This window comes from Dietzia sp. PP-33 (assembly GCF_033790845.1).
Classification (GTDB): domain Bacteria; phylum Actinomycetota; class Actinomycetes; order Mycobacteriales; family Mycobacteriaceae; genus Dietzia.
Genome location: NZ_JAMYEI010000020.1, coordinates 1 through 22,959 on the forward strand (window position 1 = coordinate 1; position 22,959 = coordinate 22,959).

General features: G+C 71.6%; 21 protein-coding genes and 1 tRNA gene. 16 read left to right on the plus strand and 6 right to left on the minus strand.

Annotated elements, in window-relative coordinates:
• Window positions 1-480 precede the first annotated feature (480 nt).
• The gene (locus tag NJE57_RS19705; protein WP_319030185.1) at window positions 481-1,212 is read right to left on the minus strand and encodes a MazG nucleotide pyrophosphohydrolase domain-containing protein; all 732 of its coding nucleotides are present in this window, start codon (window positions 1,210-1,212) and stop codon (window positions 481-483) included.
• A 95-nt stretch (window positions 1,213-1,307) separates the two neighbouring features.
• On the minus strand, window positions 1,308-5,003 hold the full coding sequence (mfd, locus tag NJE57_RS19710) for a transcription-repair coupling factor (RefSeq protein WP_319030186.1): 3,696 nt from the start codon (window positions 5,001-5,003) through the stop codon (window positions 1,308-1,310).
• Window positions 5,004-5,259: 256 nt separating this feature from the next.
• On the opposite strand from mfd, the gene NJE57_RS19715 reads away from it, so the two are divergent.
• The 9 genes from NJE57_RS19715 to NJE57_RS19755 are packed head-to-tail and all read left to right on the plus strand — an operon-like array spanning window position 5,260 to window position 13,524.
• The gene (locus tag NJE57_RS19715; RefSeq protein WP_319030187.1) at window positions 5,260-5,784 is read left to right on the plus strand and encodes an MSMEG_0572/Sll0783 family nitrogen starvation response protein; all 525 of its coding nucleotides are present in this window, start codon (window positions 5,260-5,262) and stop codon (window positions 5,782-5,784) included.
• Between the two features lie 4 nt (window positions 5,785-5,788).
• The gene (locus tag NJE57_RS19720; protein ID WP_319030188.1) at window positions 5,789-6,676 is read left to right on the plus strand and encodes a carbon-nitrogen hydrolase family protein; all 888 of its coding nucleotides are present in this window, start codon (window positions 5,789-5,791) and stop codon (window positions 6,674-6,676) included.
• A 1-nt stretch (window position 6,677) separates the two neighbouring features.
• The gene (locus tag NJE57_RS19725) at window positions 6,678-7,034 is read left to right on the plus strand and encodes an MSMEG_0570 family nitrogen starvation response protein (protein WP_413464449.1); all 357 of its coding nucleotides are present in this window, start codon (window positions 6,678-6,680) and stop codon (window positions 7,032-7,034) included.
• Window positions 7,031-8,314, plus strand: a complete 1,284-nt coding sequence (locus NJE57_RS19730; protein ID WP_319030190.1) for an MSMEG_0569 family flavin-dependent oxidoreductase — start codon at window positions 7,031-7,033, stop codon at window positions 8,312-8,314. Before NJE57_RS19725 ends, NJE57_RS19730 begins: the two co-directional genes overlap by 4 nt.
• Entirely contained in the window at window positions 8,311-9,387 is a 1,077-nt protein-coding gene (locus tag NJE57_RS19735) for an MSMEG_0568 family radical SAM protein (RefSeq protein WP_319030191.1), read from the plus strand. The genes NJE57_RS19730 and NJE57_RS19735 overlap by 4 nt, the downstream gene beginning before the upstream one ends.
• A gap of 1 nt (window position 9,388) precedes the next feature.
• The gene (locus NJE57_RS19740; protein WP_319030192.1) at window positions 9,389-10,855 is read left to right on the plus strand and encodes an MSMEG_0567/sll0787 family protein; all 1,467 of its coding nucleotides are present in this window, start codon (window positions 9,389-9,391) and stop codon (window positions 10,853-10,855) included.
• Window positions 10,855-11,715, plus strand: a complete 861-nt coding sequence (locus tag NJE57_RS19745; RefSeq protein WP_319030193.1) for a carbon-nitrogen hydrolase family protein — start codon at window positions 10,855-10,857, stop codon at window positions 11,713-11,715. Before NJE57_RS19740 ends, NJE57_RS19745 begins: the two co-directional genes overlap by 1 nt.
• Window positions 11,706-12,857: an MSMEG_0565 family glycosyltransferase gene (locus tag NJE57_RS19750; RefSeq protein WP_319030194.1), complete on the plus strand. Its 1,152-nt coding sequence runs from the start codon at window positions 11,706-11,708 to the stop codon at window positions 12,855-12,857. The genes NJE57_RS19745 and NJE57_RS19750 overlap by 10 nt, the downstream gene beginning before the upstream one ends.
• A complete protein-coding gene (locus NJE57_RS19755) occupies window positions 12,835-13,524 on the plus strand; it encodes a vitamin K epoxide reductase family protein (RefSeq protein WP_319030195.1) in 690 nt (229 codons plus the stop codon). Before NJE57_RS19750 ends, NJE57_RS19755 begins: the two co-directional genes overlap by 23 nt.
• Before the next feature lie 49 nt (window positions 13,525-13,573).
• Here the strand turns inward: NJE57_RS19755 and NJE57_RS19760 are convergent, their stop codons facing one another.
• On the minus strand, window positions 13,574-14,215 hold the full coding sequence (locus NJE57_RS19760; RefSeq protein ID WP_319030196.1) for a TetR/AcrR family transcriptional regulator: 642 nt from the start codon (window positions 14,213-14,215) through the stop codon (window positions 13,574-13,576).
• A gap of 158 nt (window positions 14,216-14,373) precedes the next feature.
• On the opposite strand from NJE57_RS19760, the gene NJE57_RS19765 reads away from it, so the two are divergent.
• On the plus strand, window positions 14,374-14,934 hold the full coding sequence (locus NJE57_RS19765; protein ID WP_319030197.1) for an HdeD family acid-resistance protein: 561 nt from the start codon (window positions 14,374-14,376) through the stop codon (window positions 14,932-14,934).
• Between the two features lie 80 nt (window positions 14,935-15,014).
• On the opposite strand, the gene NJE57_RS19770 is transcribed toward NJE57_RS19765, so the two are convergent.
• Window positions 15,015-15,686 carry a TetR/AcrR family transcriptional regulator gene (locus NJE57_RS19770; RefSeq protein ID WP_319030198.1) on the minus strand — a complete coding sequence of 224 codons (672 nt, stop codon included), beginning with the start codon at window positions 15,684-15,686 and terminating at the stop codon, window positions 15,015-15,017.
• A gap of 179 nt (window positions 15,687-15,865) precedes the next feature.
• On the opposite strand from NJE57_RS19770, the gene NJE57_RS19775 reads away from it, so the two are divergent.
• Window positions 15,866-15,937, plus strand: a tRNA-Gln gene (locus NJE57_RS19775).
• Between the two features lie 228 nt (window positions 15,938-16,165).
• Here the strand turns inward: NJE57_RS19775 and NJE57_RS19780 are convergent.
• Both NJE57_RS19780 and NJE57_RS19785 read right to left on the minus strand, forming a co-directional pair.
• Window positions 16,166-16,336, minus strand: a complete 171-nt coding sequence (locus NJE57_RS19780) for a hypothetical protein (RefSeq protein ID WP_319030199.1) — start codon at window positions 16,334-16,336, stop codon at window positions 16,166-16,168.
• Entirely contained in the window at window positions 16,333-18,138 is a 1,806-nt protein-coding gene (locus tag NJE57_RS19785; protein WP_319030200.1) for a thiamine pyrophosphate-requiring protein, read from the minus strand. Before NJE57_RS19785 ends, NJE57_RS19780 begins: the two co-directional genes overlap by 4 nt.
• 108 nt (window positions 18,139-18,246) lie before the next feature.
• On the opposite strand from NJE57_RS19785, the gene NJE57_RS19790 reads away from it, so the two are divergent.
• The 5 genes from NJE57_RS19790 to NJE57_RS19810 all read left to right on the plus strand — a co-directional run bounded on the left by NJE57_RS19790 (window position 18,247) and on the right by NJE57_RS19810 (window position 22,665).
• Window positions 18,247-18,858 (plus strand): flavodoxin family protein, encoded by a 612-nt coding sequence (locus NJE57_RS19790; protein WP_319030201.1) that lies wholly within the window; start codon window positions 18,247-18,249, stop codon window positions 18,856-18,858.
• An 89-nt stretch (window positions 18,859-18,947) separates the two neighbouring features.
• Entirely contained in the window at window positions 18,948-20,408 is a 1,461-nt protein-coding gene (gene glmU / locus NJE57_RS19795; protein WP_319030202.1) for a bifunctional UDP-N-acetylglucosamine diphosphorylase/glucosamine-1-phosphate N-acetyltransferase GlmU, read from the plus strand.
• Window positions 20,409-20,425: 17 nt separating this feature from the next.
• Window positions 20,426-21,403 carry a ribose-phosphate diphosphokinase gene (locus NJE57_RS19800; RefSeq protein WP_319030203.1) on the plus strand — a complete coding sequence of 326 codons (978 nt, stop codon included), beginning with the start codon at window positions 20,426-20,428 and terminating at the stop codon, window positions 21,401-21,403.
• Window position 21,404: 1 nt separating this feature from the next.
• On the plus strand, window positions 21,405-21,764 hold the full coding sequence (gene arsC, locus NJE57_RS19805; protein ID WP_319030204.1) for an arsenate reductase (glutaredoxin): 360 nt from the start codon (window positions 21,405-21,407) through the stop codon (window positions 21,762-21,764).
• A 268-nt stretch (window positions 21,765-22,032) separates the two neighbouring features.
• Window positions 22,033-22,665, plus strand: coding sequence for a 50S ribosomal protein L25/general stress protein Ctc (locus NJE57_RS19810; RefSeq protein ID WP_319030205.1), 633 nt, complete (start codon window positions 22,033-22,035; stop codon window positions 22,663-22,665).
• Window positions 22,666-22,959 lie beyond the last annotated feature (294 nt).

The window sequence follows — 22,959 nt, forward strand, 5'->3', positions numbered from 1 at the left end:
CAAGAACCCGCACCGCTACCACCGACGCCCACGCGCCCAATCCGTGCACGACAAATCCTGGATCAACAAGCCCAACGAGCACCAACCCGCAAACTAGCAACTGCCTCAAACAGGTTGACAGCTACCGCGCGGGGCAGGCGGGAGTGCATCCCCAGGGGCGGCTGCGGGACGAGTGGCCATGCGCGAGCGCGGATGCCCGCCTCCCGGCGGGGGTGTGGGCGAGGGCGTGGACGTGCGCGAGGGCGAGGTTTCGCGGGTGCGGGGCAAGGCGCTGTCCGCTCCCTCCAGATCCGCTCGTCGCGATGGCGTCACGCGCGAACCGCGGGGCAGGCGGGAGTGCATCCCCAGGGGCGGCTGCGGGACGGGTGGTCATGCGCGAGCGCGGATGCCCGCCTCCTGGTGTGGGCGAGGGCGTGGACGTGGGTGCGGGTGCGGGCGTGCGCGAGGACGAGGTTGCGCGGGTGCGCCGATGCCGGGAGGTCAGGCGGTCCAGGCCGCGCGCCAGTCGGCTGCGGTGGCATCGGCGACCGGCATCGGCAACCGCGACTCCGCCTCCCGCACCTCGCGGGCGAAGTCCCGGACCACCTGCCGGTACGCCACCTCGGCGGACCCGGACCCGGTGTCGTCGTCGCTGCCGCCGTCACTGCCGCCGTCGGAGCGCTCACGGAACAGCCCCGCCGGATCCACGTGGACCACCCGCATCCGCGCGGGGACCAGCTCGTCGGGGACTCCCGCCGAGAGGGCGCGGCTCAGGACCTTCTGCCCCAGGGCCAGCGCCGGCATCTCCCACGGGATGCCGTCGAGCACCCCGCGCGGTGGGCGGTCCCCACGCTCGGCGGCCTTGGCCTCCTGCCACAACCGGTCCTGCTCGGCCGCGTCGAGGTGGGCCGCATCGTGACCGGCCGCGGGATCCGCGTCAGCAGACCCACCCACACCGTCATCGGTGAACCAGTACGGCGCGCGTCGGCGCAGCTTGTCCAGTAGCGCTCCGGCCACGTCGTCGATATCGAACGGCCGCTCGGTGCGCTCGGTGCCGATCGCGGCGTGGAACAGCACCTGCAGGAGCAGGTCGCCCAACTCGGAGACCAGCTCGTCGCGGTCGCCGTCGGCCACGGCGTCGACCAGCTCCCACGACTCCTCCAGCAGGTACGGCAGGAGCGAGGCGTGGGTCTGGGCGGACTCCCACTGCCCGTCGCGGCGGATCCGGGTCATGACCTGCACGGCCTCGGCCAACCGGCCACCCGCCCGGGGCCCCCGATCCCCTTCGCCAGCCCCCTCTGAACGGGAGGCCGGCTCGGGGCCCATGTTCATCGCGCCGCCGCGGTCTCGCGCTGGATCACGGGGTGCGAGCCCTCCGGATCCCCTGCCATGGCGGTGAGGAAGTCGGCGGCGTACTGCAACATCTCGTCGTCGCGCGCCTTCTCCGCCCCCGCGCCGGCGCGTGCGCCCGCGGCCTTGGGCAGCGGCAACAACACGGTCTTCTGCGTGGCCCGGTACTGCGCGGCCGGGTACATGCGCTTGAGGCGGATCTGCTGCGAGTCGAGCAGGTCGAGCGGGCCCACGCGCAGGCGCGAACCGGCAAGCACCACCTCGCGGACCTTGTACTTCTGGCACACCAGCCGCAGCCGCGATACGGACACCACGCGCCGCGCCTCGGTGGGCATGGGCCCGTAGCGGTCCACCAGCTCCTCGACCACCGCGTCGATGTCCTCGGGTGCCCGCGCCTGCGACAGCTTGCGGTAGGCCTCCAGCCGCAGCCGGTCGCCGTCCACGTAGTCGACCGGGATGTAGGCGTCCACGGGCAGTTCGATGCGGATCTCGCCCACCTCCTCCTCGACCTCCACCGTCTCGCCGTCAGCGATCGCGCGGTACGCCTCCACCGCCTCACCCACCAGACGGATGTAGAGATCAAAGCCGACGCCGGCGATGTGGCCGGACTGCTCGGCGCCCAGGACGTTGCCCGCACCGCGCAACTCGAGGTCCTTCATGGCCACCGCCATGCCAGCACCCAGGTCGTTGTTCTGGGCGATGGTGGCCAGCCGGTCATACGCCGTCTCGGTGAGCGGCTTCTCGGGGTCGTAGAGGAAGTACGCGTAGCCGCGCTCACGGGAACGGCCCACGCGGCCGCGCAGCTGGTGCATCTGGGACAGGCCCAGCTGGTCGGAGCGGTCCACGATCAGCGTGTTGGCGTTGGAGATGTCCAGGCCGGTCTCGACGATGGTCGTACACACCAGCACGTCGTAGTCCCGGTTCCAGAAGCCGCCGACGGTCTGCTCGAGCTGCTCCTCCCCCATCTGCCCGTGCGCCACCACCACGCGGGCCTCGGGCACCAGGTCGCGGATCTTGGCGGCGGTGGCGTCGATGGTCCGCACCCGGTTGTGGACGTAGAACACCTGTCCCTCGCGCAGCAGCTCGCGCCGGATGGCGGCGGCGACGTGTTTGTCCGAGTGCGCGCCCACGTACGTCAACACGGGCAGCCGTTCCTCGGGCGGGGTGAGGATCTGGCTCATCTCGCGGATCCCGGCCAGCGACATCTCGAGCGTGCGCGGGATGGGCGTGGCCGACATCGTCAGCACGTCCACGTGGGTGCGCAGCGAGGTGATGTGCTCCTTGTGCTCCACACCGAAGCGCTGCTCCTCGTCCACGATCACCAGGCCGAGGTTCTTCCAACGCACACCGGTCGCGAGCAGTCGGTGGGTGCCGATCACTACGTCCACCGTGCCCTCGGCCAGGCCCGCGATCACCTCTTTGGCCTCGGCGTCGGAGGTGAAGCGGCTGAGCCCCTTGATGGTCACCGGGAACCCGGTCATGCGCTCGATGAAGGTCGCCTGGTGCTGCTGGGCCAACAGGGTGGTGGGAACCAGCACCGCCACCTGCGTGCCGTCCTGCACGGCCTTGAACGCCGCCCGCACCGCCACCTCGGTCTTGCCGTAGCCCACGTCGCCCACCACCACGCGGTCCATGGGGGCGGTCTTCTCCATGTCCCCCTTGACCTCCTCGATCGCGCTGAGCTGGTCGACGGTCTCGGTGAACGGGAACGCGTCCTCCATCTCCCGCTGCCACGGGGTGTCGGGGCCGAAGGCGCGGCCCGGCGCGGACTGGCGCTTGGCGTAGAGCTGCACCAGCTCGGTGGCGATCTCGCGGACTGCCTTGCGGGCCTTGCGCTTGGTGTTCTGCCAGTCGGCGCCGCCCATCTTGCTCAGCGTCGGCGCCTCGCCGCCCACGTAGCGGCTGAGCTGCCCCAGCGACTCCATCGGCACGAACAGGCGGTCGCCGGCCCCTCCGCGTTTGCCGGGGGCGTACTCGATCACCACGTACTCGCGGCGACTCGACCCGTCCCCGCCGCGGACCTGGCGCTCGACCATCTCCACGAAGCGGCCGATGCCGTGCTGGTCGTGCACCACCGGGTCGCCGGGCTTGAGCGCCAGCGGGTCCACCTGGTTGCGACGTTTGGCGTGGCGCGCCTTGGGGCGCGCGGTGGCGCCGAGCCGGTTGCCGGTGAGGTCCGTCTCGGAGACGACGACGAGGTGGTCCCCCTGCTCGCCGGAGTCGGCGGCCAGGGTGAACCCGCCGTGCAGGACCGCCTCGTACACGGCCACCACGCCGGGGGCGGGCTCGGACGCCGCCGGAGCCGCGGTGGCGGGGACCTCCGCCTCGGACAGGCGTTCCAGGACGCGGTCGACGGTGCCGTGGCCCGGGACCACCACCGCGGCCCGGCCGCCGGCGGACATCAGCGCGCGCAGCCGCGAGAACATGGCCTGCATCTCCGAGTCCCTGCCGCGCGGGGCGGGCGGGTCGCCGGCGGGGGCGTCCACCACGAGGCCGTCCTCGGGGTCGGTGAGGAATCCCGGGGGGACCAGCTGCCACCACGCCCGTCCCGCGGCGGTGGCCTCGGAGCGCACCGCGGAGAAGGTGCGGTAGCCCGAGCCGGACAGGTCCAGGGTCTCGCTGTCCACGGGGGCGTCGCCGCCCATGGTGGCCGCGGTCCACGAGGCCTCGAGGAACTCCCGGCCTGCGGAGGCCAGGTCGGCGGCGCGGCGGCGGACCTTGTCCGGGTCACACACCACCACGCGGGTCCCGGGCGGCATGAGCATGGGCAGCGTGGCCATCTCCTCCGGGACCAGCACCGAGGTCAGGGCCTCCATACCGTCGCGGGGGATGCCCTCGGCCAGGGAGTCCAGCAGCTCGGCCAGGGTCGGATTGTCGCGGTGCACTTCGGCCAATCGCCGGGCACGCTCGCGGACCTCCTCGCCCAGCAGCAGCTCCCGGCACGGGAACAACACGGCCGAGGCGACCTCTCCCTCGGGCAGGGAGCGCTGGTCCGCCACCGAGAACTCGCGGATCTCGGCGATCTGATCGCCGTCGAACTCCACGCGCAGCGGGTGATCGGCGGTGGTCGGGAAGACGTCCACGATGCCGCCGCGCACCGCCACGTCTCCGCGGCGGGCCACCATGTCCTCCCGGCTGTAGGCGAACTCGGTGAGAGTCGCCAGGAGGGCGGACGGGTCCAGCTCGGCGCCGCGGGTCAATCGGACCGGGTCCCGGCGGGCCGCCCCCGGGGAGATGGGCTGCACCACCGATCGCGCCGCCGCCACGATGATCCTCGGGGCCGCTCCGGCCATCACCGAGTTCAGGACCTGCAGCCGGCGACCGATCGTGTCGGAGGCCGGCGACAGGCGCTCGTGCGGCAGCGTCTCCCAACTGGGGAACTGCGCCACAGCCTCCCGTGACAGGTCTGGGTCGTCGTACAGTCCCGCCAGCTCGTCGGCCAGCTCCTCACACTCGCGCTCGGTGGCCGTCACCACCAACAGCGGCGCGCGCTCGGCCAGGGTCGCGACCAGGAACGGGCGCAGCGACTCCGCCGACCGGACCACCGCCGCGTCCCGGTCCAGGGCCGCCCGCAGATCGGACAGCGCCGGGTTCGTCGCGACCGCGCCGGCCAGACCGGACAGGACCGCGCTCGTGGGGCTCGCGGTCGTGGGGCTGCTGACAGTGCTGGTCACGCGTGTTCGGCCTCCAGGTGGGGTGAGTGCGCCGGATGCGGCCGCACGAGACGCACCAGTCTAACCAGCATCGGACCCCGGGGAGCAGGGGCGACTCCCCCGGATGCACCCGGACGTGTTAACCGCGGCCCCGGGTGCATTTTTCCAATGGCAACCACCTGGTAACGGACCGACACGCAGCGGTAACGCCACGGGCGTGTACTCGCTGCCATGTCATCGGAAGCCCCTCCGGTGGCCCTTCCCCAAGGAGACCCCAGTGCCCACCTTCGACGACACCATCACCGAGAACATCGCCGCCTCCCTCAAGGAGATCCCGCACCCGTCGCTGCCCAAGGGCTCGAACATCTACGGCGGCACCAAGATCTTCCCGGACTACAAGGCCGAGGAGGGGGAGTCGTACTTCACGCTCGTGCACGGCATCGCGCACGAGTCCTCCGTCTCCTTCGTCGCCGTCCTCCAGGCCACCCGCGCCCTGCGCAAGGGCTTCGAGTCGGCCCTCTACTTCTACGGGCCCGGCTCGATCAACTGCCTGGCCACGCGCGGTTTCCCCACCACCGGGGACTCCGGCTTCCCCGGCGAGCAGAACATCAACGAGTCCCTCGAGTCGTTCATCTCCGAGGGCGGGACCGTGTTCTGCTGCCGCTTCGGGCTCGGGCTCCACGGCGGGCGCGAGGAGGACCTCATCGAGGGCGTGATCCCCGCGCACCCGCTCGACGTGCAGGACGCCCTGATCCACTACGCCCGCAAGGGCGCCATCATCAACTCCACCTACATGGTCTGACGCCATGACCACCATCGGTTCGGTCGCGGCCAACTTCACCCGCGACCTCGAGGAGAACTACCGGACCATCGCCCACTACGCGGAGCTCGCCCGCGAGCGCGGCGTCGACTTCCTGGTCCTGCCCGAGGCCACCATCGGGGGGTACCTCTCCAGCCTCGGCAACCACGGGGACACCGTTCCCACCGCCCGCTCGCTGCCCCCCGCGATACGACTCGACGGACCCGAGATCGCCCGTGTGCAGGAGATCGTCGGCGACCTGGTGGTGGCCATCGGGTTCTGCGAGCTCGCCGAGGACGGGGTGAGCCGCTACAACGCCGCCGCGATCCTCGACGGCACCCGCGTCTACGGGACGTACCGCAAGGTGCACCAGCCCCTCGGGGAGAACATGTCGTACGCCTCCGGCGGCGACTACCGGGTGTTCGACACCCCGGTCGGGCGGGTGGGCCTGCAGATCTGTTACGACAAGGCGTTCCCCGAGGCCGCCCGCGTCATGGCCCTGCAGGGCGCCGAGATCATCGCCTCCCTCTCCGCGTGGCCGGCGGCGCGCACCGCCACCGCGGCCAACCTCCAGGAGGACCGCTGGACCTACCGGTTCAACCTGTTCGACACCGCCCGGGCGCTGGACAACCAGGTGTTCTGGGTGGCCTCCAACCAGGCGGGGACGTTCGGCTCGCTGCGGTACGTCGGCAACGCCAAGATCGTCGACCCCGGAGGGAACGTCCTGGCCACCACGACCCTCGACGAGGGCCTGGCGGTCGCGGAGGTCGACGTGGCGGGGACCTTCGCCGCGATGCGCGCCGGGATGTTCCACCTGAGGGATCGACGCCCCGACGTGTACGGGTCGCTGGTCGAGAGCGACCCGGCCGACGAGAGGACCCTCAAGAGTGCCTGAGATGAGCTTCGCCGTCCGGTGGCCCGACGGCTCGGTGCGCGACTACTACTCCCCGAGCCTGGTGATCCACGACCACCTCGCGGTCGGGGACCGCCTGAGCGTGACCGAGTTCCACCGCCGGGCCACCGACGCGCTCACCGAGGCGGGCGAGCGGGTCCGTGCGCGCTACGGGTTCCTCTGCAGTTCCGCCGCGGACACCGCCACCCGGGTGACCTCGGCGAGCCGCGCCCATCCCGGGGACGCGCTGGTCGAGGTCGTCTCCATGCACCCCCCACTGCCCTCCGCGTCTCAGCCCTCCGCCTCCCCACCCCCCGCGCAGGCCTCCTCCGCCGCCCCGGAACCCCAGGAGCACCCATGAACACCACGCAGGTCTCCCCCGGCACCCATGTACCCGTACTCGTCATCGGTGGCGGACAGGCCGGACTGTCGGTGAGCCACCACCTCGGCCGCGCAGGCGTCGACCACCTGGTGGTGGAGAAGCAGACCGCCGTCCACGCCTGGTCCGACACCCGCTGGGACTCGTTCACGCTCGTCACGCCCAACTGGCACTGCCGGTTGCCGGGCTACCACTACGAGGGCCCCGATCCCGACGGCTTCATGACCCGCGACCAGGTGGTCGAGTGGCTGCACGGGTGGCTCGACACCTTCGACCCCCCGCTCGCCGAGCACACCGCCGCGACCCGGCTGGCCCGGACGGCGACGGGGTTCGAGGTCACGCTGGCCGGCCCGGTCGGCGAGCGGACCGTCACGGCCGACGAGGTGGTCGTCGCCACCGGCGGCTACCCGGTCCCCGTCATCCCGCCCTACGCCCCCTTCCTCGACCCCGCCGTGACGCAGCTGCACTCCGAGCAGTACCGCAACCCCGACCAGCTGGACGAGGGCGCGGTCCTCGTGGTGGGCTCGGGCCAGTCCGGCGCCCAGATCGCCGAGGACCTGCACCTGGCCGGACGCCGGGTCCACCTTGCTGTGGGGGGCGCCCCGCGCGTGGCCCGGTTCTACCGGGGCCGTGACTGCATGACCTGGCTCGCCGACATGGGCCTGTACGACACCCCCGCCCAGCAGTACCCCGGCGGCAAGGCCGCGCAGGAGAAGACCAACCACTACGTCACCGGCCGCGACGGCGGACGGGACGTGGACCTGCGCCGCTTCGCCGCCGAGGGCATGCGGCTCTACGGCACGCTCACCTCGGGTCGGGACTCCGGGCTGCACTTCGACCCGACACTCACCGACGCACTGGACTCCGCCGACCGGGTCTACAACTCGATCTGCGCGGACATCGACCGCCACATCGCAGAACACGGGATCGACGCACCACCGCCCACCCGGTACGAACCGGTGTGGGCCCCGGAGTCCGACCCCACCTCACTCGACCTGGCGGCGGAGGGGATCACCACCATCATCTGGGCGATCGGCTACCGACCCGACTACCGGTGGATCGAGGCCAGCGCGTTCGACGGCGCGGGCCACCCCATGCAGACCCGCGGCGAGACGGAGATCCCCGGCCTGTCGTTCGTCGGCCTGCCGTGGATGCACACCTGGGGCTCCGGCCGGTTCCTCGGGATCGACCGCGACGCCGGGTACGTCGCCGAGGGGATCATCGCCCGCCGCCACGCTGCTCGGAAGGACCAGGCGTCATGACCACCTCGACCCCCACCGGAGCCACCTCGGCCCTGGTCGACCTCACGCTCCTCGGCATCCGGGGCACCCCTCCGGTCAGCCGCACCGGCGGCGCCGGGCCCAGCGACGACGGCCACCTGGTCGTCTCCGGCCGCGACGCGGCGATCCCCCGCAACGCCGACAGCCCCTTCGTCTTCGACGGCGACCGCGTCCTGCGCGACGGGGTCGACACCGGCCTGGAGATCACCGCGATCGAGCGGCCCCGCTTCTACGACCACGAGACCGCCGACGGGGTGCCGTACGAGAAGATCGCCCGGCTCCACGGCCGGGGCGTCCTCGCGACGACGGTGGTCCAGACGTGCATCCGATACCGCCGCGACGAACGCTGCCGCTTCTGCTCGATCGAGGAGTCGCTGCGCGCGGGGACGACGGTCGCGGTCAAGCAGCCGGAGCAGCTGGCCGAGGTCGCCCGCGCCGCCCGGGACCTCGACGGGGTCACCCAGATGGTCATGACCACCGGTACCTCGGCGGGACGCGATCGCGGGGCGGCGCACCTGGCCCGCTGCGTCCGTGCCGTCAGGGCCGCGGTCCCGGACCTGCCGATCCAGGTCCAGTGCGAACCGCCGGCCGACCTGGCGGTCCTCACCGACCTCCGCGACGCCGGGGCCGAGTCGATAGGCATCCACGTCGAGTCACTCGACGACGACGCCCGCCGGAGGTGGATGCCCGGCAAGTCGACCGTCCCGCTCGCGGAGTACCGTGCCGCGTGGGACGAGGCGGTGCGCGTCTTCGGGCGCAACCAGGTGTCCACGTACCTGCTGGTCGGACTCGGCGAGGATCCCGACGAGATGATCGCCGGGGCCCGGGAACTCGCCGATTCGGGCGTCTACCCGTTCATCGTCCCGTACCGCCCCCAGGCGGGGACCCTGGCGGTCGACGTCGACGCCGCACCCGCCCCCGACCAGCGGCGCGTCGAGTACATCAGCCGCGAAGTGGGCGCACACCTGCAGCGGATCGGCATGGCCGGTACCGACCAACGGGCCGGGTGCGCGGCGTGCGGGGCGTGCAGCGTGCTCCAGTCCGTCGGCGGGTGAGATGATGCTCGACACCCTGGGACCCACCGGCCCGGACGCACCGGGGCCGGCACTCCGAAGCGGCCCACTCCGGGGTTCGGCCGCCGCCTCCATCCTCGCGGGCGCCTGCCGCCCCGAGCCGGGACCGGTGGTGCGGATCGCCGACGACCCCGGAGCCGTTGCCGCCTACCACCGCCTGCGTCACGAAGAGTTCGTGCTCCGCCAGGGCCTGTTCTCCGGAAGTGACCTCGACGACGTCGACGCCGACCCCCGCACGGTGGTCCTGGTCTCCGTCGCCCCGGACGGCACTGTTCTCGGTGGCGTCCGGATCGCCCCGTGCACCGAGCCCGACCTCGGCTGGTGGGCCGGCAGCCGGCTCGTGGTGGCCCAGTCGGCCCACGCCGGCGGCATCGGCCCGGCGCTCGTCCGCTCGGCCTGCGCCCACGTGGAGGCCCGCGGGGTGCTGAGGTTCGACGCGGTCGTCCAGGACCGCTACACGCGGATGTTCTCCGCGCTGGGGTGGACGGACGCCGGTGACGGGCCCGTCGTCGCCGGACGCCCGCACCGCCGGATGCGGTGGCCGGTCGACCGCATCCAGCGGCTGGCCGACTCCACCAAATCCGTCCTGGCGCGTGTCCTGTCCCCGTTCGCCGATCAGCCGGGGGGCCTCGCAGCGGGCGGCTTCCGTGGCGACGACGGGGCACCGGTCCCGGGCACCGATCTCATCGCGGCGTGCGACGCCATCCTGCCGTCGATGGTCGATCGCGACCCCGAGTGGGCAGGCTGGTGCTCCGTCCTGGTGAACATCGGCGACCTGTCCGCCATGGGCGCGGACCCCGTCGGCCTCCTCGACGCCGTCGGCGCGCCCACCAGCTCCCACGTGGAGCGCATCGTCCGGGGCATCGCCGCCGCCTCCGCAGCCTGGCGGACCCCCGTCCTCGGCGGCCACACCCAGGTCGGGGTCCCGTCCGCACTGTCCGTCACCGCGCTCGGGCGCACCACGCGGCCGGTCCCGGCCGGGGGCGGCCGGGCCGGACATTTCCTGTCCCTGACCGCCGATCTCGGCGGCTCCTGGCGGCCGGGGTACCACGAGCGGCAGTGGGACTCCTCCAGCAGCCGGACCTCTGACGAACTCCGGCTCCTCGCCGGCCACGTGGCGCGGCTCGCACCCTGCGCCGCCAAGGACGTGAGCATGGCGGGGATCGTCGGCACGGCGGGGATGCTCGCGGAGGCGTCCGGGACCGGGGCCGAGCTCGACGTCGCGGCGATCCCGCGACCCCGGGACGCCGACGTCGGCGCCTGGCTCACCTGCTTCCCCGGGTACGCGATGCTCACCGCCGACCACGCCCCGGCCCCGACGCCCGCGGGCCCGGCCACCAGTGCGGGCTGCGGACGCCTGACGCACGAACCCGGGGTGAGACTGCGGTGGCCCGACGGCGAGGTGACCGTCGCCGTCGGCGGCACCGTCACCGGACTGGGCCGCGCCTGATGCCGACGGTCACCCTGGGGGCCCTCGCCGGGAACTTCGGGAGGGATCTGGACCGGTGCGTGGCCAAGTCCGTCGGGATCATCGAGGCAGCGGCCCGCGACGGGGTCGATCTGCTCGTCTTCCCCCACGCCACCCTCGGCGGCTATCTCGGCGATCTCCGCGACCCCTCCCCGGACGCCCTCCCGCCGGCACTCGACCCCGACGGCCCGGAGCTCGCCGCCATCACCGCCGCGGCCGGGGACATGACCATCTGCATCGGGTACACCGAGGCCGGCGACGGGGCCCGCTACAACACCGCCGTGTGCCTGACCGGGGACGGGGTGCTGGGCGTGCACCGCAAAGTGCACCAACCCGTCGACGAACCGGCCCACTACGGCGCGGGGGCGCACTTCCGGGCGTTCGACACCCCGGTCGGGCGGCTGGGGATGCTCATCGACTACGACAAGACCTTCCCCGAGTCGGCGCGGTCGCTCGCCCTCGACGGGGCCCAGGTGGTGGCGACACTGTCCGCGTGGCCCGCGAGCGTCACCGACCGCGCGGCGCGGCTGCCCGCGGACCGACAGTCCAGGCTGTTCGATCTCTACGACTGCGCGCGTGCCGCCGAGAACCAGCTCTTCGTGGTGGCCTCCAACCAGACCGGGGTGATGGGGGCCCTGCGATTCCTCGGCCAGGCGAAGGTCGTCGGTCCGGGCGGCGAGATCCTCGCGGCGACCCGGTCCAAGGGCGGGCTCGCCCTGGCCGAGGTCGACATCGGCGCCGAGATCACGCGGTCGAGGAGGGTCCTCGACCACCTCGGCGAGCGGCGACCCGAGACCTACACCACGTCGACCGCTCCGGAGAGGACCCCGCCGTGCGCATAGCCCTGCTCACCTACTCGACCCGGCCCCGCGGGGGCGTGGTCCACACCCTGCACCTGGCGGAGGCACTGGCCCGGACCGGGGCCTCGGTCACGGTGTACTCGCTGGCCCGCGGGACCGACGCGGGATTCTTTCGCGAGGTCGACCCCGCCGTCACGGTCCGTCTGGCGCCGTTCCCGGATCGCCCCGGGGAGTCCGTCACGGACCGCATCGTGCGGTCGATCGCCACCCTCCGGGACCACGTCGCCGCGGACGAGTTCGACATCGTCCACGCACAGGACTGCATCAGCGCCAACGCGGTCAGCCGGTGTATCCGCACGATCCACCACCTCGACGACTTCACCACCCCGGTGCTGGTCGACTGTCACGAGAAGGCCATCACCACCCCCTACGCACACGTGTGCGTCTCCGAGGCCGTCGCCTCCGAGGTGCGGCTGGGGTGGGGGCTCTCGCCGGCGGTGATCCCCAACGGTGTCGACTACGCCCGGTTCGCCGGGGCCGCCGGGCAGGACGCCGCCGCCACCTCCGCACGCGGGCGCTGGCGCCGCCGTCTCGGCCCGTTCGTCCTGGCCGTCGGTGGCATCGAGCCGCGCAAGGGCAGCATCGACCTCCTCGAGGCGTTCGCGCGCCTGTCCCACCGCCGGAGCGACCTCTCGTTGGTCTTCGCCGGCGGGGAGACCCTGTTCGACTACCGCGACTATCGCGCGGAGTTCGACCGGCGATGCCTGGAGCTGGGGATCGACCCCGTTGTCCTCGGGGTCGTACCGGAGGCCGAGCTACCGAGCCTGGTCGCCGCGTGCGACGTTTTCGCGTTCCCCTCGACCAAGGAGGGGTTCGGGCTGGCCGCGATGGAGGCGCTCGCCGCCGGCCGCCCGGTGGTCGCGCGCGAGCTCCCGATTCTCAGGGAGGTGTTCGGCCGCTCCGTGGAATACGCCGCGTCCGTACCGGAGCTCGCCGACCGACTGGAGTCGGCGCTGGCCGCGGATCCCGCGCGGGCCCGGGCCGGCAGGGCGTTGTCCTCCTCGCTCACCTGGGACGCCGCCGCCGGGGCGCACCTCGATTTCTACGCCGCCCACCCGCGGTGGGCGCCGGGCGCGCGACCGCCGTCGGTAAGCTCGGCGCATGCGCGAGACCACAGACTCTGAGCACTCCCGGCCTGCCGCCCCGGCTCACATCGCTCCCGGCGAGGAGGCCGCGGTCGGCGCCGACTCGCGCGTGATCGGCGCGCGGGTGTTCACCGACCGGTGGATCGGCGTGCTGCTGACCATCGGCTCGGTCGTCGCGCTGGTGGCCTCGTTCCAACTCAGCCTGGACAAGATCCGCCTGCTGGAGAACCCGGACTACACACCGGCCTGCAACTTCTCCATCCTCATGAGCTGCAAGAGCGTCATCAACTCCGCCCAGGGCGAGGCGTTCGGGTTCCCCAACCCCTTCATCGGACTGATCGGCTACGGCATCGTCCTGGCGATCGGTGTGGCCGCCGCCTCGGGGGTGCGCTTCCCGCGCTGGTACTGGGTGGGGGCGCTGCTGGGCCTGACGTTCGCCGCGGTCTTCGTCCACTGGTTGGCCTTCCAGTCCATCTTCTCCATCCAGGTCCTGTGCCCGTGGTGCATGGTCGTGTGGGCCGTGACCATCCCGATGTTCTGGTACACGCTGCTTCACGTGTTGGCGGGGCTCACCGGTGCGCGCTGGGTCCGCACGCTCCAGCAGTGGCACCTGGTGCCCGTGGTGGTGTGGTATCTCGCCGTGGCCGCGGTGATCCTGTGGGCGTTCTGGGACTTCTACTGGGCGGACTTCTTCCGCGCCCTCTGAGCCCGCACCCTCTGAGCCCGCGCCCTCTGACGGCGTCCCGGCTCCCCCGTCAGGGGTTCGCCGAGGCTTCCGCCCGCTCGACCAGGTGGACGATCGCCTCGGCGTGGAGCCGGAACAGCGCGGCGGTATCGGCGTCCCCGGTCAGCGAGGCCAGGAAGATGCCGTCGCCCCCGGTCAGCGCGTACGTCGCCAGCAGATGCGCGTCCCTCCCCGTCAACCGCGGCCGGACCTGCTGTAGCTCCGCGGCGATCCTGTCTATCGCCTCGCCCCGCAGGCGCAAGTAGATCTCGCGGGCGGCCGGTTCCACGGGTCGCCGCTCGAGGGCCAGCATCAGCACCAGCCTCAGGAAATCGGGCGAGTCGCGGAACGTCCGGGCCACGCCCACGCAGAACCCGGTCACCCGCTCGGCCAGCGACTCCCCCTCCCCGCGGGTCACCTGCCCCAGCCACAGTTCGACACTCTCCTCCACCACCGCGGCCAGGAGGGCGTCCTTGTCGGCGAAGTGCCAGTAGATCGAGCTGGCCGGCAGCCCGCTCGCCCTGCTCACCTGCGCGATCGTCGTCCCCTCGTACCCGCGCTCCCCGGCCACCGCGGCGGCGGCCTCGATGATCTTCCGCCTGGACTCCCGGCCCTTCGCGCGGGTCCGTCTCCCCATGTTCTTACCGGTGGTCTCTCCCGTGCCGTCAGCCATGCGTTCTCCCTGTCTCCCGCGCCTCGTCGTGTCGGGCCGTTCTGTCCGGCGCCGTTGTGTCCGACGCCTCGTTGCCCCGACGCCCCACCCAGGCTTACCGTAGTGATCACTACAGTAGCGCGCGGCAGCGAGATGCCGACGCGAGAAAGGTGGACGACATGATCGACTCCCTCACCCGCAACTGGTGGGTCCAACTGATCCGCGGTGGGCTGGCCATCGCGCTGGGCGCCACCGCCCTCGTCTCCCCCGGCACCGACCTGACACTCGCGGTGTTCCTCGTGGCCGCCTTCGCGATCGGCGACGGCGCCATGACCGTCACCACCGGCCTGGGTGTGCCGGCCGGCCATCGTGGACGGCGCGCGCTGGTCGCCACCGGGGCCGGGTTCATCGCACTCGGCCTGGTGGTGTTGTTCTGGCCCGGGCTGTCCGCGACCGCCCTGACCCTGCTGTTCGCCGCGTGGCTCGCGGCCTCCGGGGCCCTGGTGGTCTACGGCGCGCGGACGCTGCGGTCTCAGGTCCCGGGCTCGCCGGTCATGGGGGTGCTCGGTGTAGTGCTGATCGTGCTCGGCGTCGTCGTCGGCCTGGTCGGCCCGTCGACGGCGGGGGGATTCCTGACCTTCGCCGGCTGGTTCGGCCTGGCGGCGGGCGCCGTCATGGCGGCCGTCTCACTGCGGCTGCGCGCCGACGCCAACCGGCTCCCCGGCACGGTCGCAGCCTGACCTCGGCGTCCTGGTCCGGTTCCGCCTGACCTCGGCGTCCTGGTCCGGTTCCGCCTGATCTCGGCGGCCGGGGCGGGACGCTACGGCTCGCCCGGACCCGGGCGCAGGTCCCGCCCCTCCGTGATCCCCGCCGGATGGCCCGGTGCGCAGTACTTGGCCAACACCCCCGTCTCGAGAGACGGCGAGGGGTCCAGATGCGAGAGCCCGTTGAAGCACAGGTTCACGATGTGGGCGGCGACCTCCTCCTTGGGAGGGGTGCGCGCGTCGAGCCACCACTGCGCGGTGCCCGAGACCATGCCCACCAGCGCCTGCGCGTACACGTTCGTCATGACGGGATCGAACCCGCGGGCCACGAACTCCTCCTCGAGGATGTAGGTCACACTCGCCGTCGCGTCGTTGAGCAGAGTCGAGTAGGAGCTCCCCCCGACGGTCGAGGACTCGCGCACCAGGATCCGGAACCCGTCGGTGCGCTCCTCGACGTAGCGCAGCAGGGCCATGGCCGCGCACTCGATCCGGCGGCGCGCTCCCGCCCCGCGCAGCGACTCGGTGATCTCCGCGCCGAGGTAGGCCAGCTCCCTGTCGCACACCACGGCGTAGAGGCCCTCCTTGCCGCCGAAGTGCTCGTAGACCACCGGCTTGGACACCCCCGCCGCGGCCGCGATGTCCTCCACCGTCGCGGAGTCGTAACCGTTCTCGGCGAAGATCCGACGACCCACCTCGACCAGCTGTTGCCGCCGCTTGGCGGCCGTCATCCTGGTCCTCGGAACCGGTAAGCCCTCGCCCGTCATGCTCCACCCTTCTCCTGGTCCACCCGAGTTTAGACGTCCGGGCTCCGCGGGCCGGAGCGCGACGGAGCCCGCCGGCGCGTGCAGGTCCGCGCTGACGGGCTCCGCGAGATGTGCCAGACTGTCACCGACCCCTGCGGGGTCGTTCCCCCGTGGTGTAATCGGCAACACTTCTGATTTTGGTTCAGATATTCCAGGTTCGAGTCCTGGCGGGGGAGCTCAACACGGTCTCACCTGGGGCGACGTCATCGGCCCGCTCCCGGTCTCCGCCCGTCACGCGGTCACTTCCAATCACGTTTTCCCAGGTGGATTTTCCCCCAACCGACCAGACGTGACCACTCGACGAGTAGCTACATCGACCGGGGTCTCTTCCGCCGGCGAATCGGGGTGACCGTCCGGGTCCTCGAACGGCTCCGGGTCGACGGCTCGTCACCGGGCGCCGCGGCTCAGAAGATCCCGCCGAAGATCCCCAGGGCCAGGACGAGCAGCAGCACGGCGATCACCGCCAGAACGGTGAGCACCGGCTGGCGGCGTCGACGCGGCGTCTGGTCCACCTCGGAGTCCGGCTGGAACGCAGGATCCTGACCGCGTCGTCCGGGTTCGTTCATTCCTGTCACGTGAATCGCTCCTCCTCTATACGGGCGTAGGTCTCCAGTAGGTCCAGGCCGTGCGCTCCCGAATCGCCCTCGGCCCGCAGTCCGGTCCGCATCGAGTCCAGCATCTCCCGACCGTGCGGGAAGGGCGGCAGAAGCGGGACATCGGGGTCGGTGACCGCCTCGATCACCGTCGGCCGGTCCGCGGAGAACGCGTCCTCCAGCGCCGACTCGAGCTGCTCCGGGTTCTCGACCCGCACCCCGTGCAACCCCAGCAACCGTGCGTAGCCGGCCATGTCGAACGCCGGGACGTCCTGCGAGGGCGCGAACCGGGGCTGCGATTCGGCCTCCCGCTGCTCCCAGCTCACCTCGGCCAGGTCGCCGTTGCACAGGACCACCACGACCATCGTGGGGTCCTCCCAGCCGGGCCACGCCTCGGAGACGGTGATCAGTTCGTTGATCCCCAGCATCTGCACGGCCCCGTCCCCGGCCAGCACCACCACGGGGTTGGCCGGGGCGGTGGCCTTGGCCGCGATGGCGTACGGGATGCCGCAGCCCATCGAGGCCAGTGTGGACGACAGGTGCGCCGGGACCGACGTGGGCAGGCCCATCTGCCGGACGTAGTGGTAGACGGAGCTGCCCACGTCCACGGCCACGCGCGCGTCGTGCGGGACGTACCGGCAGAGCCGTCGTGCGACAAACTCGGGGTTGAGCCCGCGGGCCGGGACCTCGGCGCGTTCGCGGGAGATCTCGTGCCACTGCCCCACCCACGTCTCGACCCGGCCCCGCCAGGCCGAGCGGTCGCGCGTGGCCACCCGGTCGGTCAGCGCGCGCAGCGCCGGTGCGGCGTCCCCGACCAGGCCCACCTCGACCGGGTAGCGGTTGGCCAGGTGCGCGGGGTCGAGGTCGATCTGCACGGCCCGCGCCTGACCGGGCTCGGGGTAGTACTCGGTCCAGGGATCGTTCGACCCGACTATCAGGAGGGTGTCGCAGTTCTGGAGGATGCGCGCGCTCGCCGTCGTCCCCAGGTGGCCCATCGTGCCTCCCACCAGGGCGTGGGACTCGTCGACGTACAGTTTTCCCAGCAGGCTCATCGTCACGCCGGCGTCCAGGCGTTCGGCCAGGTCCATCAGCTCCTGCTGCGCCCCGGCCATGCCGCGTCCGGCCAGGATCGCCACCCGCTCCCCCGCGTTCAACACCTCGACCGCCCGTGCCACGTCGTCGTCGCGCGGCGTGGTGACCCCGTGGGTCCACTCGGGCGCGGTCACCACGACGCCGTGTTCCTGGCCGTCGTCGCCGGCCAGGTCGGGGGCGGGTGCGTTCTGCACGTCGTGGGGAAGGACGACGACGACGGGGGTCCGGTGCGTCAGAGCGGTACGGAACGCCCGGTCGATCACCATGGGCAGCTGCTCCGGTGCGAACACGGTCTGCATGAACGGGCCGGCCACGTCGGCGAACACACTACTCAGGTCGATCTCCTGCTGATAGCCGGAGCCGAGCACGCTCGTGTGCTGCTGCGCCACCAGCGCCACCACGGGAACGCTGTCGAGCTTGGCGTCGTACAGACCGTTGAGCAGGTGCACCGCGCCCGGTCCCTGGGTGGAGTTGACCACCCCGACACCGCCCGAGTACTTGGCGTCGGCCACCGCCATGAACGCCGCCGACTCCTCGTGGCGCGCCCGCATGAACCGCGGGCCCACGTCGGCGCGTTGCAGCGCGCCGAGCAGCGGGTTGTTGCCGTCCCCGGCGTACCCGTAGACCCGTTCGACATCCCAGGCCACCAGCCGTTCGACGACGAGGTCGGCCACCGTCTTGTCCTGGGCCATCTGCTCCACCTCTCCAGGGTCGGCGTGCGGGTGGGCCCCACCGTAGGGGCAGCGCCCGTGGGCCTCCACCGGTTGTCCGGCACGCGTGCTCGTCCTACGGTGCGCCGCATGGAGACCTCACTGAAGGCAGTCGCGCTGGTGTGTTCGCTCAAGGCGTCACCGGCCGAATCGAGCAGCGACCTCATCGCCCGGCAGGTCCTCGACGAGTTGGGCACGCACGGGGTCACCGGCGAGACCCTGCGGATCGCGGACTACGACGTGCGGCCCGGGGTCGACGACGACATGGGCGATGGCGACCAGTGGCCGCAGATCCTCGACAGGATCCGCGAGGCGGACGTGCTGGTGCTGTCCACCCCCACGTGGCTGGGGAACCCGTCCAGCATCGCCCAGCGGGTTCTGGAGCGGCTGGACGCGCAACTGTCCTCGACCGACGACGAGGGCCGGCCGGCCATGTTCGGCAAGGTCGCCGTTGTCGCGGTCGTGGGCAACGAGGACGGCGCCCACAAGATCGTGGCCGACATGTTCCAGGGGCTGAACGACATCGGGTTCACGATCCCCGCGCAGGGCTGCACCTACTGGAACAACGAGGCCATGAACCCGATCGACTACAAGGACCTCGACGAGACCCCGTCGGCGGTGGCGGGCACCATCTCCACCCTGTCCGCCAACGCGGCACACCTGGCACGGCTCCTGGGCGCCGAGCAGTATCCGGCCACCTGACGGGCGCCCGGGACGGTCTCCCCGGCGACCCGGTCCTGGCCGACGGACTCACCCCTTATCCTTGGCGGGACGCTTCGTGAGGAGATTAGATGACGACACCCGAGACCGACCGCTCGCAGACCGCGGTCATCGTCCTGGCTGCCGGTTCCGGCACGCGGATGAAGAGCGCGACCCCCAAGATGCTGCACCGGGTGTGCGGGCGGACCATGCTCGGTCACGCGCTGCACGCCGCGGCCGGGATCCGGCCGGAGCAGATCGTCGTGGTGGTGGGTCACCAGCGTGAGCAGGTCCGTGCGGCGGTCGACGAGCTCACCGTCGACCTGGGTGTCCCGGTGACCACCGCGGTGCAGGAGCAGCAGAAGGGCACGGGTGACGCGGTGGCCGCCGGCATGGCGGCCCTGCCGACGGACTTCGCGGGCACGGTCCTGGTCACCACCTCCGACATCCCCCTGCTCGACGCGGACACCCTGCGCGAGGTGGTCACGCGTCACGACTCGCGGCCGCGCGCGTCGGTCACCGTCCTGACCTCCACGGCCCCCGACCCCACGGGGTACGGGCGGATCGTGCGTAACGACGACGGCGAGGTGCTCAGGATCGTCGAGCACAAGGACGCCACGGACGACGAGCGCGCGATCGACGAGGTCAACTCCGGCATCTACGCCTTCGACGCCCGGGTCCTGCGGGACAAGCTCGGGCAGCTGGGCACCGACAACTCGCAGGGTGAGCTGTACCTGACCGACGTCATCCAGCTGGCCCGTCAGGCCAACGGGCTGATCCGCGGGCACCGGATCGAGGACGCCGACCTGGTGGCCGGGGTCAATGACCGGGTCCAGCTGGCCGCCCTGTCCACCGAGATGAACCGCCGGCTGTGTGAGCACGCCATGCGGGCCGGTGCGACGATCCTCGACCCGGGAAGCACCTGGATCGACGTGGGCGTGCGCATCGGCCGCGACGTCACCGTCCTGCCCGGGACGCACCTCACCGGCGCGAGCGTGGTCGGGGACGGCGCGACCGTGGGCCCGGACACCACCCTGCAGGACACCACCGTGGGCGAGGGCGCGACCGTCGTGCGCACCCACGCCGTGGGCGCCGCCATCGGGGCCGGGGCCGAGGTCGGCCCGTTCGCCTATCTGCGGCCCGAGGCGGACCTGGGTGAGCGCAGCAAGATCGGCACGTTCGTGGAGGTCAAGAAGTCTACGATCGGGGCGCACACCAAGGTTCCGCACCTGACCTACGTGGGCGACGCGACCATCGGCGAGCACACCAATATCGGGGCATCGAGTGTGTTCGTCAATTACGACGGGGTGAACAAGAACCGTACAGTGATCGGCGATCACTGCCGTACCGGTTCGGACACCATGTTCGTCGCACCGGTGACCGTCGGCGACGGCGCCTACTCGGGCGCGGGTACCGTGATCAAGCACGACGTCCCACCCGGGGCCCTGGCGGTGTCCGGCGGACGACAGAGGAACATCGACGACTGGGTGATCGAGAACCGGCCGGATTCCGGCTCGGCCGAGGCCGCCCGGCGTACCCGGAACGACTCCTAGAAGGACGGACTCACGCAGTGGGCGAGTGGATCGACAACCAGAAGAACCTGATGTTTTTCGCGGGGCGCGCACACCCCGAACTCTCAGACCAGGTCGCCGCCGAGTTGGGGATCGAGGTCACACCGCAGACCGCACGCGATTTCGCCAACGGGGAGATCTTCGTCCGCTTCGAGCAGTCCGTCCGCGGCTGCGACGCGTTCGTGCTGCAGAGCTGCCCGGCGCCGCTGAACAAGTGGATCATGGAGCAGCTCATCATGATCGACGCGCTCAAGCGGGGCAGCGCCAAGCGCATCACGGCGGTCCTGCCGTTCTACCCATACGCGCGCCAGGACAAGAAGCACCGTGGTCGTGAGCCCATCTCGGCCCGCCTCATCGCGGACCTGCTCAAGACCGCCGGGGCGGACCGCATCATCACGGTCGACCTGCACACCGACCAGATCCAGGGCTTCTTCGACGGCCCCGTCGACCACATGCACGCGCAGGGCCAGCTGTCGGACTACGTGCGCGAGCACTACGGCACGGACAACATCTGCGTGGTCTCCCCCGACGCCGGCCGCGTCAAGGTGGGCGAGAAGTGGGCCGACGCCCTGGACGGCGCCCCGCTGGCGTTCGTCCACAAGACCCGCGATCCCAACGTGCCCAACCAGGTCAAGTCCAACCGCGTGGTCGGCGACGTCGAGGGCCGCACCTGCGTCCTGATGGACGACATGATCGACACCGGCGGCACCATCGCCGGCGCCGTGAAGGTGCTCAAGGACGCCGGAGCCGGTGACGTGATCATCGCCACCACCCACGGCATCTTCTCCGACCCGGCCGCCGAGCGCCTGGCCAACTGCGGCGCCAGGGAGGTCATCACCACCGACACCCTGCCGATCCCGCCCGAGAAGCGGTTCGACAACCTCACGGTGCTGTCCATCGCCCCGCTGCTGGCCCGGACCATCCACGAGGTCTTCGAGAACGGCTCGGTGACCAGCCTGTTCAACGGGAACGCCTGACATGCCCGCTGACCCCGCGGGCCGCGCCACGATCTACCACAACCCGCGCTGCTCCAAATCGCGGCAGGCACTCGAGCTGCTGCGGGAGCGGGGGGTCGAGCCGACCGTCATCAAGTACCTCGACACCCCGCCGACGGTCGAGGAACTGCGCACCCTCATCGCCGATGCCGGGTTGACGGTGCGGCAGGCCGTGCGGGTCAAGGAGGCCGAGTTCACCGAACTCGGTCTGCTCGACGCGTCCGACGACGACCTGCTCGCCGCGATGGTCGCCCATCCCCGGCTCATCGAGCGGCCCTTCGTCGTCACCGGCAAGGGCACCCGTCTGGCCCGGCCCACCGCGGCCGTCGAGGAGATCCTCTGAGGACACGGGCGCTCGGGCGTCCCGTGCGATGTGGGGCCGTGCGATGTGGGGCCGTGCGATGTGGGGCCGTGCGATTTGGGGGCCGTGCGCCCCGGCGCTAGGCTGATCGGGTCATCTCGGCGAGGGAGGGCCCCTGGGGTCGCTCCGTTATCGACGCGATCTTTGTCGGTGTGGTCCCCTGCGGGCCGCCCCGGGCGATCGTCTCGGTCGCCGGGGAGGTCGCCCGCCCGCCGAGCGCCCCGCGCTCCCCACCGACAGAAGGTTCACCATGGCCAAGGAAATCAACAACCTCAAGACCGCCATCCGCACGGAGTTCGGCAAGGGCGCCGCCCGCCGCGCCCGCCGCGAGGGCCAGGTCCCCGCCGTGCTCTACGGCCACCACACCGAGCCGCGCCACCTGCTGCTGGGCGCCCTCGAGTTCGCCGCGGTCCTGCGCGCCCACGGCACCAACTCGCTGCTCACGCTCGACATCGAGGGTGAGGAGCAGCTCGCGCTGCCCAAGCAGATCGACGTGCACCCGCTGACCCGCGTCATCGAGCACACCGACCTGCTGGTCGTGCGCAGGGGCGAGAAGGTCACCGTCGAGGTCGGCGTCACCGTCGTCGGCGACGCCGCACCGGGCACCCTCGTCATGCAGGAGGCCAGCTACGTCGAGATCGAGGCCGACGCCACCCTCCTGCCCGAGGGCTTCGAGATCTCGGTCGAGGACGCCGAGGCCGGCCACCAGATCACCGCCGCCGACATCGAGCTCCCCTCCGGCAGCACGCTGATCTCCGACCCCGAGACGCTGATCGTCAACGTCATCGAGGCGCCCTCCGAGTCCGACCTCGAGTCGGATGAGGAAGAGGCTCCCCAGGGTGAGGCCGCCGAGGACGCCGCCAAGGCTGCCGAGGAGGAGTGATCCCCCGCGCCGCGGACTGATCCACGGCGGAGCATCCGGGCCCGGTTCGACCACTGCGTCGGACCGGGCCCGCGCTCATTTCCCACCCCCCACCTCCGGCATGCGCGCGCGCAGATGTACACCCACCACACAGCCGCTCCTCGCGATGAACTCTCGCCTGCCCCGGCCGGTAGCTGTCAACCTGTTTGAGGCAGTTGCTAGTTTGCGGGTTGGTGCTCGTTGGGCTTGTTGATCCAGGATTTGTCGTGCACGGATTGGGCGCGTGGGCGTCGGTGGTAGCGGTGCGGGTTCTTG

Bases quoted from the DNA above. Each gene is read 5' to 3' on its own strand.
- NJE57_RS19705 (WP_319030185.1), bottom strand. From the start codon at position 1,212: ATGACCCGGATCCGCCGCGACGGGCAGTGGGAGTCCGCCCAGACCCAC.
- NJE57_RS19720 (WP_319030188.1), top strand. From the start codon at position 5,789: ATGACCACCATCGGTTCGGTCGCGGCCAACTTCACCCGCGACCTCGAG.
- NJE57_RS19725 (WP_413464449.1), top strand. From the start codon at position 6,678: ATGAGCTTCGCCGTCCGGTGGCCCGACGGCTCGGTGCGCGACTACTAC.
- NJE57_RS19730 (WP_319030190.1), top strand. From the start codon at position 7,031: ATGAACACCACGCAGGTCTCCCCCGGCACCCATGTACCCGTACTCGTC.
- NJE57_RS19735 (WP_319030191.1), top strand. From the start codon at position 8,311: ATGACCACCTCGACCCCCACCGGAGCCACCTCGGCCCTGGTCGACCTC.
- NJE57_RS19740 (WP_319030192.1), top strand. From the start codon at position 9,389: ATGATGCTCGACACCCTGGGACCCACCGGCCCGGACGCACCGGGGCCG.
- NJE57_RS19745 (WP_319030193.1), top strand. From the start codon at position 10,855: ATGCCGACGGTCACCCTGGGGGCCCTCGCCGGGAACTTCGGGAGGGAT.
- NJE57_RS19755 (WP_319030195.1), top strand. From the start codon at position 12,835: ATGCGCGAGACCACAGACTCTGAGCACTCCCGGCCTGCCGCCCCGGCT.
- NJE57_RS19760 (WP_319030196.1), bottom strand. From the start codon at position 14,215: ATGGCTGACGGCACGGGAGAGACCACCGGTAAGAACATGGGGAGACGG.
- NJE57_RS19765 (WP_319030197.1), top strand. From the start codon at position 14,374: ATGATCGACTCCCTCACCCGCAACTGGTGGGTCCAACTGATCCGCGGT.
- NJE57_RS19770 (WP_319030198.1), bottom strand. From the start codon at position 15,686: ATGACGGCCGCCAAGCGGCGGCAACAGCTGGTCGAGGTGGGTCGTCGG.
- NJE57_RS19785 (WP_319030200.1), bottom strand. From the start codon at position 18,138: ATGGCCCAGGACAAGACGGTGGCCGACCTCGTCGTCGAACGGCTGGTG.
- NJE57_RS19790 (WP_319030201.1), top strand. From the start codon at position 18,247: ATGGAGACCTCACTGAAGGCAGTCGCGCTGGTGTGTTCGCTCAAGGCG.
- glmU (WP_319030202.1), top strand. From the start codon at position 18,948: ATGACGACACCCGAGACCGACCGCTCGCAGACCGCGGTCATCGTCCTG.
- arsC (WP_319030204.1), top strand. From the start codon at position 21,405: ATGCCCGCTGACCCCGCGGGCCGCGCCACGATCTACCACAACCCGCGC.
- NJE57_RS19810 (WP_319030205.1), top strand. From the start codon at position 22,033: ATGGCCAAGGAAATCAACAACCTCAAGACCGCCATCCGCACGGAGTTC.